The sequence below is a fragment of the Roseofilum sp. Guam genome, assembly GCF_017746735.1.
GTDB lineage: Bacteria > Cyanobacteriota > Cyanobacteriia > Cyanobacteriales > Desertifilaceae > Roseofilum > Roseofilum reptotaenium.
In genome coordinates, this window is record NZ_JAGHZN010000061.1 from 67,134 (window position 1) to 82,258 (window position 15,125).

16 protein-coding genes are annotated in these 15,125 nt (G+C 45.2%); 7 read left to right on the plus strand and 9 right to left on the minus strand.

From position 1 onward, the window contains the following. The first annotated feature begins 14 nt into the window (after nt 1-14). Together J7529_RS20920 and J7529_RS20925 are read left to right on the plus strand one after the other, a co-directional pair. Nucleotides 15-725 carry a hypothetical protein gene (locus tag J7529_RS20920; RefSeq protein ID WP_318730565.1) on the plus strand — a complete coding sequence of 237 codons (711 nt, stop codon included), beginning with the start codon at nt 15-17 and terminating at the stop codon, nt 723-725. A 45-nt stretch (nt 726-770) separates the two neighbouring features. Beyond that, nucleotides 771-1,733 (plus strand): RsmB/NOP family class I SAM-dependent RNA methyltransferase, encoded by a 963-nt coding sequence (locus J7529_RS20925; protein WP_318730566.1) that lies wholly within the window; start codon nt 771-773, stop codon nt 1,731-1,733. Nucleotides 1,734-1,951: 218 nt separating this feature from the next. On the opposite strand, the gene J7529_RS20930 is transcribed toward J7529_RS20925, so the two are convergent. Genes J7529_RS20930 through J7529_RS20940 form a run of 3 tightly spaced genes read right to left on the minus strand, consistent with a single transcriptional unit; the run spans nt 1,952 to nt 3,188 of the window. Then, nucleotides 1,952-2,599, minus strand: coding sequence for a hypothetical protein (locus tag J7529_RS20930; protein WP_318730567.1), 648 nt, complete (start codon nt 2,597-2,599; stop codon nt 1,952-1,954). Next, nucleotides 2,554-2,934 carry a type II toxin-antitoxin system VapC family toxin gene (locus J7529_RS20935; protein WP_318730568.1) on the minus strand — a complete coding sequence of 127 codons (381 nt, stop codon included), beginning with the start codon at nt 2,932-2,934 and terminating at the stop codon, nt 2,554-2,556. The genes J7529_RS20930 and J7529_RS20935 overlap by 46 nt, the downstream gene beginning before the upstream one ends. A gap of 2 nt (nt 2,935-2,936) precedes the next feature. Next, entirely contained in the window at nt 2,937-3,188 is a 252-nt protein-coding gene (locus J7529_RS20940; protein ID WP_318730569.1) for a hypothetical protein, read from the minus strand. Nucleotides 3,189-3,290: 102 nt separating this feature from the next. Here J7529_RS20940 and J7529_RS20945 point away from each other — a divergent pair, with 102 nt between their 5' ends. The 4 genes from J7529_RS20945 to J7529_RS20960 all read left to right on the plus strand — a co-directional run bounded on the left by J7529_RS20945 (nt 3,291) and on the right by J7529_RS20960 (nt 4,817). Further along, the gene (locus J7529_RS20945; RefSeq protein ID WP_318730570.1) at nt 3,291-3,587 is read left to right on the plus strand and encodes a hypothetical protein; all 297 of its coding nucleotides are present in this window, start codon (nt 3,291-3,293) and stop codon (nt 3,585-3,587) included. A gap of 6 nt (nt 3,588-3,593) precedes the next feature. Continuing rightward, nucleotides 3,594-3,989, plus strand: coding sequence for a type II toxin-antitoxin system VapC family toxin (locus J7529_RS20950; protein ID WP_318730571.1), 396 nt, complete (start codon nt 3,594-3,596; stop codon nt 3,987-3,989). Between the two features lie 170 nt (nt 3,990-4,159). After that, on the plus strand, nt 4,160-4,474 hold the full coding sequence (locus J7529_RS20955; RefSeq protein WP_318730572.1) for a nucleotidyltransferase family protein: 315 nt from the start codon (nt 4,160-4,162) through the stop codon (nt 4,472-4,474). After that, complete coding sequence (locus J7529_RS20960) at nt 4,461-4,817, plus strand: DUF86 domain-containing protein (RefSeq protein ID WP_318730573.1); 357 nt, start codon at nt 4,461-4,463, stop codon at nt 4,815-4,817. The genes J7529_RS20955 and J7529_RS20960 overlap by 14 nt, the downstream gene beginning before the upstream one ends. Before the next feature lie 93 nt (nt 4,818-4,910). Here the strand turns inward: J7529_RS20960 and J7529_RS20965 are convergent, their stop codons facing one another. The 5 genes from J7529_RS20965 to J7529_RS20985 form a co-directional block, all read right to left on the minus strand. Beyond that, complete coding sequence (locus J7529_RS20965) at nt 4,911-6,017, minus strand: hypothetical protein (RefSeq protein ID WP_318730574.1); 1,107 nt, start codon at nt 6,015-6,017, stop codon at nt 4,911-4,913. Nucleotides 6,018-6,248: 231 nt separating this feature from the next. Beyond that, the gene (locus J7529_RS20970; RefSeq protein ID WP_318730575.1) at nt 6,249-6,827 is read right to left on the minus strand and encodes a hypothetical protein; all 579 of its coding nucleotides are present in this window, start codon (nt 6,825-6,827) and stop codon (nt 6,249-6,251) included. 220 nt (nt 6,828-7,047) lie between these two features. Next, on the minus strand, nt 7,048-7,929 hold the full coding sequence (locus J7529_RS20975; RefSeq protein WP_318730576.1) for an RICIN domain-containing protein: 882 nt from the start codon (nt 7,927-7,929) through the stop codon (nt 7,048-7,050). Nucleotides 7,930-7,966: 37 nt separating this feature from the next. After that, nucleotides 7,967-8,443, minus strand: coding sequence for a tetratricopeptide repeat protein (locus tag J7529_RS20980; RefSeq protein ID WP_318730577.1), 477 nt, complete (start codon nt 8,441-8,443; stop codon nt 7,967-7,969). 86 nt (nt 8,444-8,529) lie between these two features. Further along, entirely contained in the window at nt 8,530-9,471 is a 942-nt protein-coding gene (locus J7529_RS20985; protein ID WP_318730578.1) for a COP23 domain-containing protein, read from the minus strand. A 781-nt stretch (nt 9,472-10,252) separates the two neighbouring features. Between J7529_RS20985 and J7529_RS20990 the strand changes: the two genes are divergently transcribed. Further along, nucleotides 10,253-14,227, plus strand: coding sequence for an NB-ARC domain-containing protein (locus tag J7529_RS20990; protein ID WP_318730579.1), 3,975 nt, complete (start codon nt 10,253-10,255; stop codon nt 14,225-14,227). 59 nt (nt 14,228-14,286) lie between these two features. On the opposite strand, the gene proC is transcribed toward J7529_RS20990, so the two are convergent. Next, a complete protein-coding gene (gene proC / locus J7529_RS20995; RefSeq protein WP_413038951.1) occupies nt 14,287-15,084 on the minus strand; it encodes a pyrroline-5-carboxylate reductase in 798 nt (265 codons plus the stop codon). Between the last annotated feature and the right edge of the window lie 41 nt (nt 15,085-15,125).

The window sequence follows — 15,125 nt, forward strand, 5'->3', positions numbered from 1 at the left end:
CGGGACAGAGAGTTATGACACCAGCACAGCAGATGGCGACCTCAAAACTGAATCGACAGGGTAAATCTCAGCGTCATCTTCGCCTATCTGATAGAGTATCAACAACTCCGGTTGTCGAATCTGTGGTTTCTATTGGAGAATCTAATCGGCATCTGTACGTGAACCGCTCTCAGACTTCGTCCGAGAGGATTATCTATCCCTTTGATCGCTTAAGTGAACAACCAACGGCCGTGTCTAATCCTGCGGATATCACAGAATCTGGGTTACCGTCCTCTGCTGAGGAGGAAAAGGGAATTTATTTGGATTTAGAAACCTTGCAAGGGTTTGAAGTGGCTAACCACCAGTTTGAACACTGGGGTATCCAGTTTCGCAATGCGATCGCCCTTCAACCCTCGAATCCTGCCTATCCTCCGAAGTCAGGAAGCATGGTACTCATTGCTGGCCCCAAAAGTGGTTGGATGGAAGTTCTATTTACTCAGCCTATTCGGGCTGTAAGTTGTTATGTAACTAGCTCGCGACGGATTACGTTGACAGGATTTAATAGAGAGAATGAGGCGATCGCCTATACGGAGTTATCAGAAGCAAATTTGGCTACTTTGAACGGTTCAATTGCTCCTAATACCCTGTTGACGTTAATAACAGAGACACCTGATATTTACCGGATTAATTTTTCGGCATTTGATGGACAATTTAGTGTGGATGATTTTTATTTTTATTGGGATTAGCAATCCATCTTAAGATCGTAAGGTGTTGTTGCCTATTGTTTATGGATGTCTTCTAAACTTTTGAAGCAGTTTAGCGATCGCCTCTGGAGCGATCCACAATTGCGCGATCGGTTTATCCAAGCGTTCGATCAGCCACCTCCTTTACATCCCTGTATTCTCTGGTGTGAAGACCCTCCTTCAGAGCGTCCGTTTACCGTGGAACCGCCTCAACCCTGGCAACCGGATCGGGTGGATCGACTCAGTTTAGGAGCGCAACCGGGAAAACATCCGGCCCACGATCGCGGAGCCTATTATTGTCTAGACTTTTCTTCTGTGTTTGCAGCATCTCCTCTGTTGCAACTTTCCGATATTAAAACGGCGATCGATGTTTGTGCCGCTCCAGGAGGTAAAAGTTTATTCACCTGGCATAATCTGCAACCGGATTTACTGCTGTGCAATGAAGTTGTGGGTAAGCGCCTGGGAACTCTGATGGCTAACTTAAGGCGGTGTCAAGTTGCTAACCTTTCAGAGCAGCAGGTGAGGACAAGCATTATCGCCACCCAACTCGACCCCCAACTGCTTGCCCAAGACTTTTCCCAAGCCTTCCAACTCGTCCTCGTCGATGCCCCCTGTAGCGGTCAATCCCTACTTTTGAAACAGAAAAAAGTCCCCGGATGTTTCCATAAAGTCACCCTGAACCGCAACGCAAACCGGCAAAAACGCATCATCGGCAATGCCGCCCAATTGGTCGCTCCCCAAGGCTATCTTCTCTACATGACTTGCACCTATTCCCTCGAAGAAAACGAGCAAATTTGTCAGTGGTTACTGAAAAAATATCCCCACTTTCAACCCGTCCCCGTTCCCCATCTTCTCGATTACCAATCCCATCTCACCCACCTTCCTTGCTATCGACTCTGGCCTCACCAAGGGCTAGGCGCAGGTGCATTTACTGCCCTTTTTCAAAACCAGAATTCAGGGGAAATTACAGCGATTTCCAGAGAAGATTTAGCCGCGATTAATCGATTATAGTTGTGTCAATTCTTGCCCATCATAAATCAAGTTTTTGGTTCATAGGGGCCGAAGTCTAGTGGATTGTTTCACCTAAAATAGTGCTTTGTTTGTAGTAAGCACGAAGAGTGCTTAAAAGCCTAGCTGGAGATTGCTCAATCCCTCACTACAATCTAATGAATCAAATTAGATGAAACAGTCCACTAGAATGCGATCGCACCTCTCCACTTCAAATCCATTTAATAGTGTTGTTGGACTAAACTGAGATTGAGTTTAGCTAAATTAGATACGAGATGACCGGGAATCCGATTAGGGGGTGGTGGGATGGTTAAACCACACCACTGAGCTACGTCTACAGATAGGGTAACGCAATCAGGGCCTCTACCAATGCAGTAGATTAATTTTCGGTATTTGCTGAAAATTTGGTTAATCGTTTGCTCTAAGTCGGAGTCAGAAATTTCAAATTTGACTAAGTGTTTGATGTAGCGAGTTCTATTGGAGCGATCGATATACCCAGGACAGAGGGGGAATTTGGGGATTTTGGGTTTGAAGGCATACCATTCCGATCTACTGTTGTACTCAAACCAACACACAGAATGAGGAAAACCGGTTTCGCTAATGATGGTGAGATATCCCATAACCGCCTTATCGATCGCTAACCTGCAAGCACAATTTAGGTTGATTATAGCTTTACTCAAGGAGGAAAAGGGGCGATCGCCGATTTTTGCTAGAAATGGAATATTATTGAGTTTTGTCTGTTGTCTAAATTCTATCAGTTTGCCAACCAGGATTCTAAGGGTAGTGCTTTTACTACTTGCATCCGTTGGAAATCCCTGTCTCCTCAAACAAGGGTTAATCCGTTGCGTAAGGCGATCGCAGCAATCCATAAGTCATTTTCGCCAATTCCCAAGTTTTCGATCCTGATTTTTCTACGCTTATTTCTCTCTTTGGGGCCAAAATACTCTAAAATTTCTGCCTTAAACTCAGCATAAATATTGGCAGTCACGTCATCAATGCGATAAATGCGAATATCTTCGAGAAACAGGTTTATCTGCGCCAGATTTCTAGCTTTTTGTTCCGACTTATAGGCCATGTAGAGCAATTCACCCTGAACGATGACACAGGTGGCAACTTGTGATTCCCCCACCTCAATAATGCGGTTGATTACGGCCCTATCTCCCTGAATAATGCGGCTACAATGATTGGTGTCGAGTAGATACATGATTAAAATTCTAGAGGGCTGCGGGTTTTGTACACGCTCTCTAAGCACTCTTCCAAGTCATTACCGGCCCAGGTTCCTGCATGTCTTAATAAGGAATGGCCGGAAGCTGGACGAAATGAGGAGGGTTTTTCTGAAGATGGGGTTTGAGGTGGATGGGAAAGTACCGTCACGTACACGCTACATCCAGCGAGTTGGGCTGAATGGGCCATAATTTCTTCCCAAGTTCCTTCTATTTCTATGGGTTGTTGTGTCATCGCTAACCTGCAAGTACGATTAGCTTGATTATAGCTTTATTGGAGGAGGACTTCTGGAAGTTATAATATCTATGGTCTGCCAATATTGTAGGAGAGAAGGTTATGACCCAAATTTTTCAAGCACAAGATGTTGCAATCGGTCGAATTTCTGCGATCGTCGATCGCCTATTTCAAGAAAACGAGAAGTTCAGAGAGCGATTAGAAAAAGATGAAATAATGAGCATCTTTTCTAACCTATTAGCACAAGTGGATACCCAGGAGCTTTGTGCTGTGGATGAGTCGGAGTTGACAGAGCGAGTCGAGCGGGTAATGGTGACAGAGGCTGTTGCCGGAACGTTGAACGACCTAACGCCAGAACAGATGGCTATTTTTGATGCCGCCGTGGAAGGTCGATGGTAAGTCACCATGGGTTATCTACTAGATACGAATATTGTCACGGCAATTTTGAAGAATAATAGAAAAGTCCTGGAAAAGTTGAGAAATATCGGTATTTTAGGTGAAAACGTTTTCCTCTCCGGAATGACTTACTATGAAATCAAACGAGGATTGATTGCTAATGGGGCAACTCGTCAGCTTAAGGATTTTCAGGACTTATGTCACAAATATCAGGTAATTGTGGGCGATCTGGCGATTTTCGAGAGAGCAGCGCAAATTCATGCCAACTTAAAACGGAAAGGAGAGCCGATGGAAGATGCCGATATTTTAATTGCAGCAACGGCGATCGCCCATAATCTGATTCTGGTGTCCCATGATTCGGATATGCGGAGGGTTGAGGATTTGATGTTGGAAGATTGGCTTTAGCGTAGGCTGGAGGTGTAAGGATGTGGCAGTCTAATCTTGAGGTGTCGTTAGAGGCGATCGCCCATCTTACTTCTGGGAGTTATAATATCTCTACCAGTTCACCCCATTGAGAGAGCAACTTATACAATCCGAAGCCTTATATCAGAAATGCCTGAAATAAACCTCAGAAGATGAAGCTACAAATTAGGTTACCAGAACCAGAAATCGCGCAATTTTGTCAGCGCTGGCGAATTGTTGAATTATCAGTGTTTGGCTCTATTTTGCGCGATGATTTTAACTCTAATAGCGATATTGATTTTTTATTTACCTTCTCTCCCGATGCTCGTTGGGGATTATTTAAAGTGATGGAGATGCAGCAAGAACTAGAGAATTTGGTGTGCAGGCCGATTGATTTTGTCAGTAAAAGGGCGATAGAACACAGTGAGAATTGGCTGCGACGGGAAGAAATTTTAGGAAATGCAGAGATTATTTATGAAGCCCGATAGTCAAACTTTACTCGATATTGTGAAAGCGGCTCGCTTTATTATTCAGTTTCAAGAAGGGATCGACAAACCAGTATTTTTAAGGAATCCAGAGAAACAGTCAGCAATTATTTACCAAGTTATGATTATTGGAGAAGCTGTCAAAAGGCTTTCAGGGCAATTTCGGGCACAATATCCAGAAATCCCTTGGTCGGCGATCGCCGGAATGCGAGATAAGTTGATTCATGATTATGATGAAGTGGATTTAGATCTGGTTTGGATGACTGCTACTGAAGAGATTCCTGGTTTTTTGAGCTTAATTCAGGGGTTGAACGATAGAGACATTCAGGAGAATCGGGATACTTGAGAAAAAGACCGCATCCTGATGGGTTCGGAATGCGATCGCATCTCTCCAATTCAAATTCTGCTGCTAGACTCAAGTCGATTGGCGATCATCTCTTCATTCAATCCAATCAACCTCTACATCAAAGTTAACCGTATAACATCCATCGGGGCAACTACTTTCGGGGTTATAGCTGCCCTTTCCCCAATTATCACTTCCCACAAATGTTCTTTTGACTTCCCCTAATGGATCGTCTTCATCAAGCCATCCTGCATCTCTATCAACACCATTAACATAGATACTCAAATTCTCATCTTTTGATAAAGTGGTCTGGAACTGCCTATTAACAGAATAGGTGTTTCCAGCATCAGCATCAGAATGGCTCCAAGTTTGTGTCTGACCGTTCACTCGAAAGGTAAAGTCAACCTCTGCTGAACCTGCTGGATCGGCATCATTTTCAATATAAACCGATCGGAAGTTGACGGTGACTCTAGCCTGAGTGGGTTCCGCACGGGTATGAATGACATGGATGCTATAGATGTCTTGGTTATTATTCTTGAGAATAATGCGATCGATGACCTTTAGTAAATTTCCTGGAATTCCATTCTGACCTAAATTAATCGATACATCAAACTGGCCTCCGGCTAGTTCCCGATTAATCACTTTCAGAGAATTAGGATTATCTATGTTAGCCTCTCTAGCAGCATTAACATTCAGCTCTGCAATAATTTGTAAACGGTTAGGATCGAGATAATAGCCATAAAATTCAATAGAAGAAGTTTGGGGCTGGTTTCCCTTTAATTCGATTTCTCCCGGTACGGCATTGCAAATCACTGGTGTTGGTGCGGGAATAGTACGAGCAGACACTCCCAGAGATTGGGCTAACTCATTTCTTTTTTGGAGAATTTTTTTCTGAACTTCATATCCAGTATACTCATTAATAAATGTCGCATTACAGCGCATTTCTGCACCCGCAGCATTAATTGTATTTTCTGCAAAATCGGTCAGCTCGCCACTAATCGTTTCTTGAGTTGATGCTTGTAAATCTTGCACAACTTTACGCCAATTAGCCGATTCATTTTCGAGGCTGTTAATGGCGCGATCGAATTCCGCTAGGGTGTTGTTGATTGGATTGCTGACTCCCATACAAGAAGAAATCAGCACAGGGAGGATACAAATTGTACTTGCTCTTGAGATTAATCGCAACAACTTTAGTGTTCTCATGATTTTGGGAAGCGAACTAAATCTTGAATTTTAATGAGTTGCCTTTTTAACATCTAAACACAAATCCTTGATAAATTTGTTAATATCTTCTGGAGTTTTGAAGCGATCGCCCTCCGGACACCCAGAAAGGCGATCGCGTGTCTCCAATTCAATTTAACGGGCTTTTTGTAGGATTTGCTAAATCTGAGGATTGGAAGTGCAGTTCAACAAAAAATCACATAATGCAATATTTTATTCAGCATAAATAGCAAAATCAAAATCGCCTTGTTGGAATTCTACAACCCTTCCTCCAAATCCAATTTTACAAATAAGACGAGATCTAGAGCCAGATTTCATTTGCGTTAATTCCCCTACATGATAGCCATTTAAGTGATAAGCACCACATGCACCTTTACCATCATGAATAGCCAAAAATCTTAGTTTTCTATTACCAACTTGATTTTGAACTTGCCTTACTCCTGCTGTATCACGCCGCCAAAAAACTTGCTGGTCTTCATCAATTGCAACACGATAACGGGATGCTCGCTCTTCTGAGCCACGCCATGGATAATTGCAATATCCATCATGTAGCTTTCCGACAAAATATATCTCTGTGAAAATTGTAGGTAATCCGGATGGCGTACCCATGTGAGTACGCTGACCAAAACAGAGTTTTACGCCGTAGTAGTTGACGAGATTACCAGAAGGTAAATTGTTGACAGAAGCATCTCTTGCCTGTAATTTAGCTTGAGCAGGTTTCAGTAGCAAGAATGAACTTAGTAGCAAGGGTAAAGCAATCAATGATTTGTGCAAAAAATTTAGCTTTTTCATGAGTTGATAATGTGGCTTATTGTGTACAAAAAATTATTTGGGTTGTGGCGATCGCCTCCTCGACACCCAGAAATGCGATCGCATTTCTTCAGTTCTTTCACTGAGATCGGCTACTTGAAGTCCTAGGAGCTTTGGCGAACAGCAAACTGCTTCTTTTTAGAGAACTTTTGGTATTCAATGAAGCCGAAGGTCGTGAAGAGTTGCTTGAACCCGAAGATCTTTAACGAGAAACAAATTCCCAACGGTGATCGGTGCGAGTTCTATCATGATTATTGCCAGATAATTCACAGTTAGTTAGTTGAACATTTGCACCATTATTGACTCCAGGCGATCCAGCCACATCAATACATCTGCCTGATGTCTTGTTTCGGAGATAACCTCCTGGTAAAAGTTCCCAGCGTTGATCTGTCTGAGCGCCACCAGCATAACCAGAAAACTCACAGAGACCTAATGCAATATTAGCTCCGTTGTGAGTTCCTGGTGCGCCAACTACATCTAGGCAGTGCCCTGAATTTTTTTCAATTAAGTATCCTCGTGAGTTTAATACCCAAACATGATCGTCTTGTTGAGGATTATCGTATGAACAATCCCATATTTGGGCATTACTACCAGCATTACCACCAAGTCTTGCTGGACCAGCATCTCCTGGACGACCTGCGATATCCAAACATCTACCGGATAATTTATTGCGCAGAAATCCTTCAGTGGATTGAGAAGATCTACTAGAACGTTGAGAGCGCTCTACTCGTTCTGCTATGGGTTCAATAAAGCGACGATTAGCCCTAACAAAACAAGGAGAACCATCTCGCGCCTCAACCAGTAGCCAAGGTAATCCTCTTCCATCGTTACGAATAGAAGGAGAACCAATTGTTCTCCTAAGAACAGCGCCTGGCCGTTTAACCTCTAGAACAACAAACCTAGTTCCCGGACGAGATCGGCAGTTTAGACCCTCTGAATCTACAACCCGCCAGCGATCTGCTTCTCTTACATAGGTATAGTCACCATTTTTATCGGGTCTAGGCATTGAAGGAGCAGCGAGTACAATGCTAGAAGAAATAGCAATTGTAGAAAACAAACTTATGCCTAGTAATTGCTTCAACATCTTAAAGATCGCCTCTAGAAAAAATTAACGTCTGAAATTACCGTCCTTGTAAGACTTGCTGAATCTGCTGGTAGGCTTCAGTATTGCCTTGTTTTTGGAATAAACTGGCGGCAGTTTGCATATCGGAAACAGCACCGGATTTATCGCCCAATTGAGCGCGAGCTACACCTCGACCCACATAAGCTTCAGCATATTCCGAGTACATTTCAATCGCCCGATTAAAGTTGTCGATCGCTCCTTGAAAATCTTGTTCCTCTAGAGCAGATTCTCCGGCAGTGTAAGACGTTTCTGCCAGCATTTTCATCATATCTCCCATTAGCTGCTGAAGCTCTGGTTCCTCCTCCAATTGAGTGAAGTCCAGTTCCTTGGTTGAGGTTTGTGCTACTTGGTAATTTCCTGTCGCCAAAGAGCTATCAGCGCGAACGATTTCAGGAATAATTCCAGTTACAGAGAATAGAGCAACTGCTCCAGCGAGCATGGGCAGGATTTTGGGGAAACGAAGGAAATTGAACATTGTCAGTTAGGATAGTTGTACAAAAGATGAATGGTCGGCGGTAGATTGGGTTATGTATTCCAGCCCAATCTACGGAATACACTGAATTAATTGCGGATGGGGGACTCCGATCCGGGGTTGTTAACCAAATCGATAAATTGCTCTTGAATCTGCCAGTTACTGGGTCTAGAGGCTCGTGTCAGAGTAAAGATAATATTTTCGCTGTTGCATCGACCGCGATTGGGTACGCAAACCACCGTAATTTTCTTGCGATCGACCTCGATCTCATCGACCTTAAATGTTTGAGCTACATCTTTAACAACACTACGTTCCAGATTGTTTAAACGTGCTGAAACAGCGTTACAGCGAGCTTCAGTTGAGTAGTCCTTTAAATCGCTCCAAAGAATCAGAGGATAAGTTTGAGAATCCCGATTGATAATTGTCTCCCATTGACCGTTAGTTTGACGACAGTCAAATGTTTTTGCCACTTCAGAAACTTGGCCAATTGCCCGATATGCAAAAAAGTAATTTCCTTGTTGCAGTAGTGTAGTAGCCTCGTCTTGCAGCTTTGCTTTTTGCTCTTGCTGGTAATCAGTCAGAGATACTACCGAATCTTGACCTGTAGGGTTGAAACCTACTTGAGTTGAACCGGGTGGATCTAGTCTAGAATCGCTAAATCTATTAGCGTGATTCTCAGTGGTAACTGCTCTTTCATGCTGAATTTCTGCTTGTGGCTGGTCATTTTTCCAGGTTAGAGCTTCTCCCATATCTTCAAAAAGAACGGCTGTCGATCGAAGCTCACTTCCTATAAAAATACACCGTCCCCCATTTCTTTCTCCGCAAAATATTCCAGGATCGGTCAGCAATCGTTCCTGGATTTGTTCAATGTTTCTCAAAAGTCCTTCGATGATGCGGTTATCGGAAGCAATGTTACTTTCCGCGCTGTTTCCTTGTGCAGCATCAGGAAGCATGATTCCCAAAGTTGCCAGAAGTGTAGTTCCCACCAACACGCGAGAGAACCAGTTGGAGCGATTCAAATTAAATTTCATGATTTTGATTGGGTTAACGTCAGAAATCTTGGTAGATAAGGAATCTCAAGTTCGTTCCTTTCCCCGATTTATTTAGAGACACAATACCCCTCACACCCGGATGGATTAGATAAGAATTTGTTGTTGGAACTCAAGCAATATCATTCCATCCCAAGCGATCAAGTCGTTCTGAAGCGAGGACTTTAGAATGTCTTAACAATTTGAGCAAAAAAATAATATTTGCTTGTTTTTTTGGCATTTCCTAGATTAAAACAGGTTGTTCCCAGGTTGTCTATGGACAACTGAATGTTCTTTTATCGGCGAACTGGGCAGAAAAAGTAAACATCCGAATGTTCTTTTGGGCAAGTGATGGGCAAACCGGCTTAGAGAGGGACTAGAGATCGCTACCCGACCAAAAAGTTAAAACAATACATTACTTCTCTCTGTATTTTTCTCATAAACTGGGAAAAAATGACTAAGACTCTTGCCCTCTTCCACTCCGAGAGGGACTTATCCCTCCTTCCCCTGAAGAAAAAAGGGGTAGGAAATGGCGGTCAATACAAGTATAAAATAAGTTAATGATTGCTCCCCTATCGATTACAAGCGGCAAAGATACGGAATTATACTCAATCCTAGACAGTAAACATCCGGATGATTCATGGGCTAACGGTCTGTAAAAAATAAAAGAGATTGTGTAATATATGGTTGTTCCGCGAAAACTCAAAGCTCAGACTTCAACCACACAGAACAGTTGAATGTTGAGACCTGAGTGCATCAGTTCCCCTATCATCCATTGAGAGCCATGAATGAAAAGCAGTTCGATCGCATACTCGAAGGACTCAACTCTATAGAGCAGCAAGTATTGCACGAATTGCTAAATGGTCAGGAAATCGCTACAACTGTCGCCAGTAACAAATCGGATGTACAGAAAATTAGGCGGGATATCTGTAAACACTTTGGCGTAAACCAAGATGATGGGCGTAGAAGAGGGCGTTTTTTTCTGATTGCTCTATTCTTCAAATATAAACCGGAGTTGGTGAATCTTCCCTATCTGAAGAATTTCCAGAGGATGAGTGCAGAGAACTTTGGGCAACAATGCGATCGCCTCTCCTCCAAGGAAAAACCTGTCTTAGAGCAGTTCCTCCAGAACAAAACGGATGAACAAATTGCTGCTTCCCTGAACAAGAAACCCGGAACCATTCGCAAACAGATCCGTAGTATCTATAACAAATTCGGCATTCGCGATGATGGCACAACTCAACGATATTATCTGATCCCTATCTTTTTTAAATACAAACTGGAATTAGTCAATATTCCCCCCTTAACCCAGGCAGATGTAGGAGTGGATTCTGTAAGAGCAGTTTTACAAGGATCTCGAGGGGAAAACGAAAATCGTGGTGAACCCGCCCCTACCTGGAAAACCGAAAATATCGGTCAAATTGCCCCTACAGAACCCAAAACTAACAAACGAGATTGGGGAGAAGCACCAGATGTGTCCATATTCCATGGACGAAATGATGAATTGGAGACTCTGAAACAATGGATGATTCAAGATCGCTGTCGGGTGGTTGTCCTCTTGGGAATTGGTGGAATTGGCAAAACGGCGCTCTCGGTAAAACTCGCACAGGAAGTCGCAGGAGACTTTGAGGCGATTATTTGGCGCTCCTTGCGAGAAGCTCCACCCCTGAGCGAGATGCTCGACGAGATTAACCAGGTATTAAGCCATGAAGCCAAAAACCCAGGGGAAATACCCACCCATCGCCGCATTACCCAACTGATTAACTATCTAAAAGAACATCGCTGTTTGATCGTCTTCGATAATATGGAAGCCATTCTGCAACCGCAGACAACATCGGGACACTATCGCCCAGGGTATGAGGATTATGGTGACTTCCTGAATCGGTTGGCAGAAACCTACCATCAAGGGTGCTTGATACTTACCAGTCGGGAAAAACCAAAGACAATCAACGCCCTGCAAGGAACCCAATTGCCGCTGAGAGTGTGGAAAGTGCAGGGGTTAGATGAGGAGGCTGTTTCCCAGATTCTGAAGGACAAAGGTTTGGAAGCAAGCGCAGAACTCGATCGCGGCAGCGATGGATCGTATTATCGCCAACTTACCGAGTCCTGCAATGGGAATCCCCTGGTGTTGAAACTGATTGCCACTCGCATTCAAGAGCTGTATGGGGGAAATATGGCGGACTACTTAAACCGTCGCGAGGCGATCGCCATTGGAGATGTCTGCGAAGTCCTCGATCGCCAATGGCAGCGCCTATCCCTCGCAGAACAGCATATCCTCTATTGGTTAGCCATCAACCGGGAACCCGTCACCCCAGAAACCCTGCAAGAAGACATGATGGCGCAACCCCTACAGCCCAATCGCCAGCAGATCGTTGAGATTCTATACTCTTTAGTGGGGCGATCGCTCATTGAATCCATTTCCAGCAGTCTTACCCCCATCACCACCACCCTACAAAACGTGGTCATGGAATACCTCACCAACCGCTTCATCCAAGAAATCTGCACCGAACTTTCTACCGGCAATCTCAACCTTTTCAACAGCCACGCCCTAATCAAAGCCACCGCCAAAGACTACGTCCGCGAAAGTCAAATCCGCCTGATTCTGCAACCCATTGCTGACTCCCTCATGAACCTCATCGATCCCCAAAATCCCCGCCCTTGGGTCGAACACTTTTTACACAAATTGCGAAATTCCGCCCCATCCCCCAACCCCAAATTCCTCGGATACGCCGCTGGCAACCTGATCAACCTCCTCTGTCAACTGAAAATCAACCTCTCCCATACCAACTTTTCCCAACTCCCCATCCGCCAAGCCTACCTCAAAGGACGCAGCCTCAACCACACCGACTTTAGCCGATGTTACTTTATCGGTTCCGTATTTACCGATATCTTCGGCCCCGTCTTCTGTCTCGCTGTTAGCCCCAAGGAACGATTAGTCGCCATTGGAGATGGATATGGTGCAATTCGCCTCTGGGGATTCGATGACAGTCAGCCCTTTTTAACCCTTCAAGCTCATCAAGGTTGGGTGCGCTCCATTGCCTTTAGTCCCGATGGTAACCTTTTAGCCAGTGGGAGCGCTGACCAAACCGTAAAACTCTGGAATCTGGCCAATGGAAACTGTTTAGCCACCTTACAAGAGCATGAGGAAACCGTGCGCTCCGTCGTCTTTAGTCCCGACGGTCAAAATCTAGCCACGGGAGCAGCCGATCGCCTGGTGAAAATCTGGAGCCTCTCGAATCCAGAAGCTCCCCAATGTCTGCATACGTTAACCGGTCATACAGAAGGGGTGTATTGCGTCGCCTTTAGTCCCGATGGCGAACGGATTGCCAGTAGCAGTAATGACATGACTATCCGCCTATGGGATCTAGAAACCGGTGAAGTGCAAGTATTGCTCGGTCACGAGAATTGGGTGTGGTCAGTAGCCTTTAGTCCCCACGGTAATCTTTTAGCCAGTAGCAGTGACGATTGCACCGTCAAACTTTGGGACGCGGACACCGGGGACTGTCTGGAAACGCTACACCGACATCAGAATGGAGTGCATTCCGTAGCCTTCAGTCCTGATGGTAATCTTTTAGCCAGTGGCAGTGATGATAAGACCATCGTCGTGTGGGATGTGGGTACGGGGGAAATGTTGAATGTTTTATACGGTCATAACAATTGGATTTGGGACGTGGCCTTTAATCCCCACGATGGGGGGAAAACCCTAGCGAGTAGCAGCGTAAATAATTTTGTGAAATTATGGGATGTGAGGACAGGAAAGTGTCAAAAAACGTGGCAGGGATATACCAATTGGATGTGGGGAGTCGCCTTGAGTCCCGACGGGAAACAATTAGCGAGTGGCAGTCTCGATCGCCGGGTGCGCCTCTGGTCCGTGGAAACCGGAAAATGCCTGAAAACGTTGGAAGGTCACACTTCTACGGTACAGTCGGTTGATTTTAGTCCAGATGGTCGGGTTGTCGCCAGTTCGAGCGGCGATCGCACGGTAAAGTTATGGGAGGCAAGTACTGGGGAGATACTCCGGACGCTCACCGGTCATGAAGATGCCATTTGGTGCGTTCGCTTTAGTCCAGATGGCACCTTGGTCGCCACAGGAAGCGGCGACCAAACGGCTAAGGTTTGGAGTGTTAGTACGGGTGAGTGTTTGTATACGTTTACAGACCATACTCGTCCGACTCGCACAGTGGCGTTCAGTGGTAATGGGGAACTCCTGGCGACGGGAAGCGACGATATGAGCATTTGTCTCTGGAATCTGCAAACGGGGGAATGCGTGAGAATTTTAACGGGTCATCAGGATTGGGTGGGTTCGCTAGCTACGAGTTTGCAAGGCTCAATTTTAGCCAGTGGGAGTGATGATACTACGGTACGGCTCTGGAATATGGAAACGGGAGAGTGTTTGCACACTATACCGGCTCATTATCATTGGGTTCATGCGTTGACCATGAGCCACAACGGGGAGATTGTAGCCAGTGGAAGTAGCGATCGCACCATCAAAATCTGGAATACGAATACGGGGGACTGCTTGCATACCTTAACTGGACATAACGAAGGGGTGCGATCGATTTCCTTAAGTGCCGATGATCAAATCTTAGCCAGTGGGAGCGAAGATGAAACCATTAAACTCTGGGATGTTTACCAGGGAGCATTGATCAAAACCCTGCGGGTCGAACCTCCCTATGCAGAGATGAATATTTCTGAAATTGAAGGCTTAACTCAAGCAGCGAGCTCTACACTCAAAGCTAATGGCGCTATCGTAATATAGCGCTGCGCGCTGGGTAATCGGTAATCGGTAATAGAGGATCTCCATCTCCCCATCTCCCTCTATCGTCCCAGATCTTGGGAACGCTCATAGGACGCTAAAACGGCCTCCATTAAAGCCGATCGCAGGCCGCCTAACTCCAGTTGCCGGACTCCGGCGATCGTGGTTCCTCCAGGACTGGTCACCCGATCCTTAAGTTCTCCGGGATGTAAATTGGTTTCTTGGAGCATCCGTGCTGTCCCGAAAACCGTTTGTACAGCTAGTTTCGTCGCGATCGCCCTTGGCAGTCCGGCGGCTACTCCACCATCTGATAACGCCTCAATAGTCAAGGCCACAAAGGCGGGCCCGGAACCCGAAAGTCCAGTTACTGCATCCATCAGGGTTTCCGGCACTTCTACCACTTCCCCTACGGCTGATAATAGGATTTTGGTCTGCTCTAACTGAGCGGGGGTGATGTGGGAACCCGAGGCGATCGCACTCATCCCCGCACCTACGGTTGCCGGAGCATTAGGCATAACACGAATTATACCTCGATCGGGAAATGCCGCTTCCAGGCGACTGATGGGAACTCCAGCCAAAATAGAAACCAACAACGGCATTTTTACCCCGGACAACTCCGTAGCGATTTTGTCAAACACTTGGGGTTTAATGGCTAACAGCACCATCTCCGTTGCTTCTGTCACCGCCCGATTATTATCCGTCACCTGCACTCCATAACGCTCTACTAACTCCTGACGGCGATCGGATCTCGGTTCACTCACCAATACCTGACTTCCTAAATAAATCTTCTCCGCTAAAATACGGGATAAAATAGCCTCCGCCATTACCCCGCCCCCAATAATACCCAGTTGCACCATAATTCCTAATTTATCTATTGTCCATTATTTTTATCAACGGAGTG

What these genes read in the sequence shown, in the direction of transcription:
- J7529_RS20955 (WP_318730572.1), top strand. Translation starts at nt 4,160, where the DNA reads ATGAAGCTACAAATTAGGTTACCAGAACCAGAAATCGCGCAATTTTGT.
- J7529_RS20965 (WP_318730574.1), bottom strand. Translation starts at nt 6,017, where the DNA reads ATGAGAACACTAAAGTTGTTGCGATTAATCTCAAGAGCAAGTACAATT.
- J7529_RS20940 (WP_318730569.1), bottom strand. Translation starts at nt 3,188, where the DNA reads ATGACACAACAACCCATAGAAATAGAAGGAACTTGGGAAGAAATTATG.
- J7529_RS20985 (WP_318730578.1), bottom strand. Translation starts at nt 9,471, where the DNA reads ATGAAATTTAATTTGAATCGCTCCAACTGGTTCTCTCGCGTGTTGGTG.
- J7529_RS20960 (WP_318730573.1), top strand. Translation starts at nt 4,461, where the DNA reads ATGAAGCCCGATAGTCAAACTTTACTCGATATTGTGAAAGCGGCTCGC.
- J7529_RS20990 (WP_318730579.1), top strand. Translation starts at nt 10,253, where the DNA reads ATGAATGAAAAGCAGTTCGATCGCATACTCGAAGGACTCAACTCTATA.
- J7529_RS20970 (WP_318730575.1), bottom strand. Translation starts at nt 6,827, where the DNA reads ATGAAAAAGCTAAATTTTTTGCACAAATCATTGATTGCTTTACCCTTG.
- J7529_RS20975 (WP_318730576.1), bottom strand. Translation starts at nt 7,929, where the DNA reads ATGTTGAAGCAATTACTAGGCATAAGTTTGTTTTCTACAATTGCTATT.
- J7529_RS20925 (WP_318730566.1), top strand. Translation starts at nt 771, where the DNA reads ATGTCTTCTAAACTTTTGAAGCAGTTTAGCGATCGCCTCTGGAGCGAT.
- J7529_RS20930 (WP_318730567.1), bottom strand. Translation starts at nt 2,599, where the DNA reads ATGGATTGCTGCGATCGCCTTACGCAACGGATTAACCCTTGTTTGAGG.
- J7529_RS20980 (WP_318730577.1), bottom strand. Translation starts at nt 8,443, where the DNA reads ATGTTCAATTTCCTTCGTTTCCCCAAAATCCTGCCCATGCTCGCTGGA.
- J7529_RS20945 (WP_318730570.1), top strand. Translation starts at nt 3,291, where the DNA reads ATGACCCAAATTTTTCAAGCACAAGATGTTGCAATCGGTCGAATTTCT.
- J7529_RS20920 (WP_318730565.1), top strand. Translation starts at nt 15, where the DNA reads ATGACACCAGCACAGCAGATGGCGACCTCAAAACTGAATCGACAGGGT.
- J7529_RS20935 (WP_318730568.1), bottom strand. Translation starts at nt 2,934, where the DNA reads ATGTATCTACTCGACACCAATCATTGTAGCCGCATTATTCAGGGAGAT.
- J7529_RS20950 (WP_318730571.1), top strand. Translation starts at nt 3,594, where the DNA reads ATGGGTTATCTACTAGATACGAATATTGTCACGGCAATTTTGAAGAAT.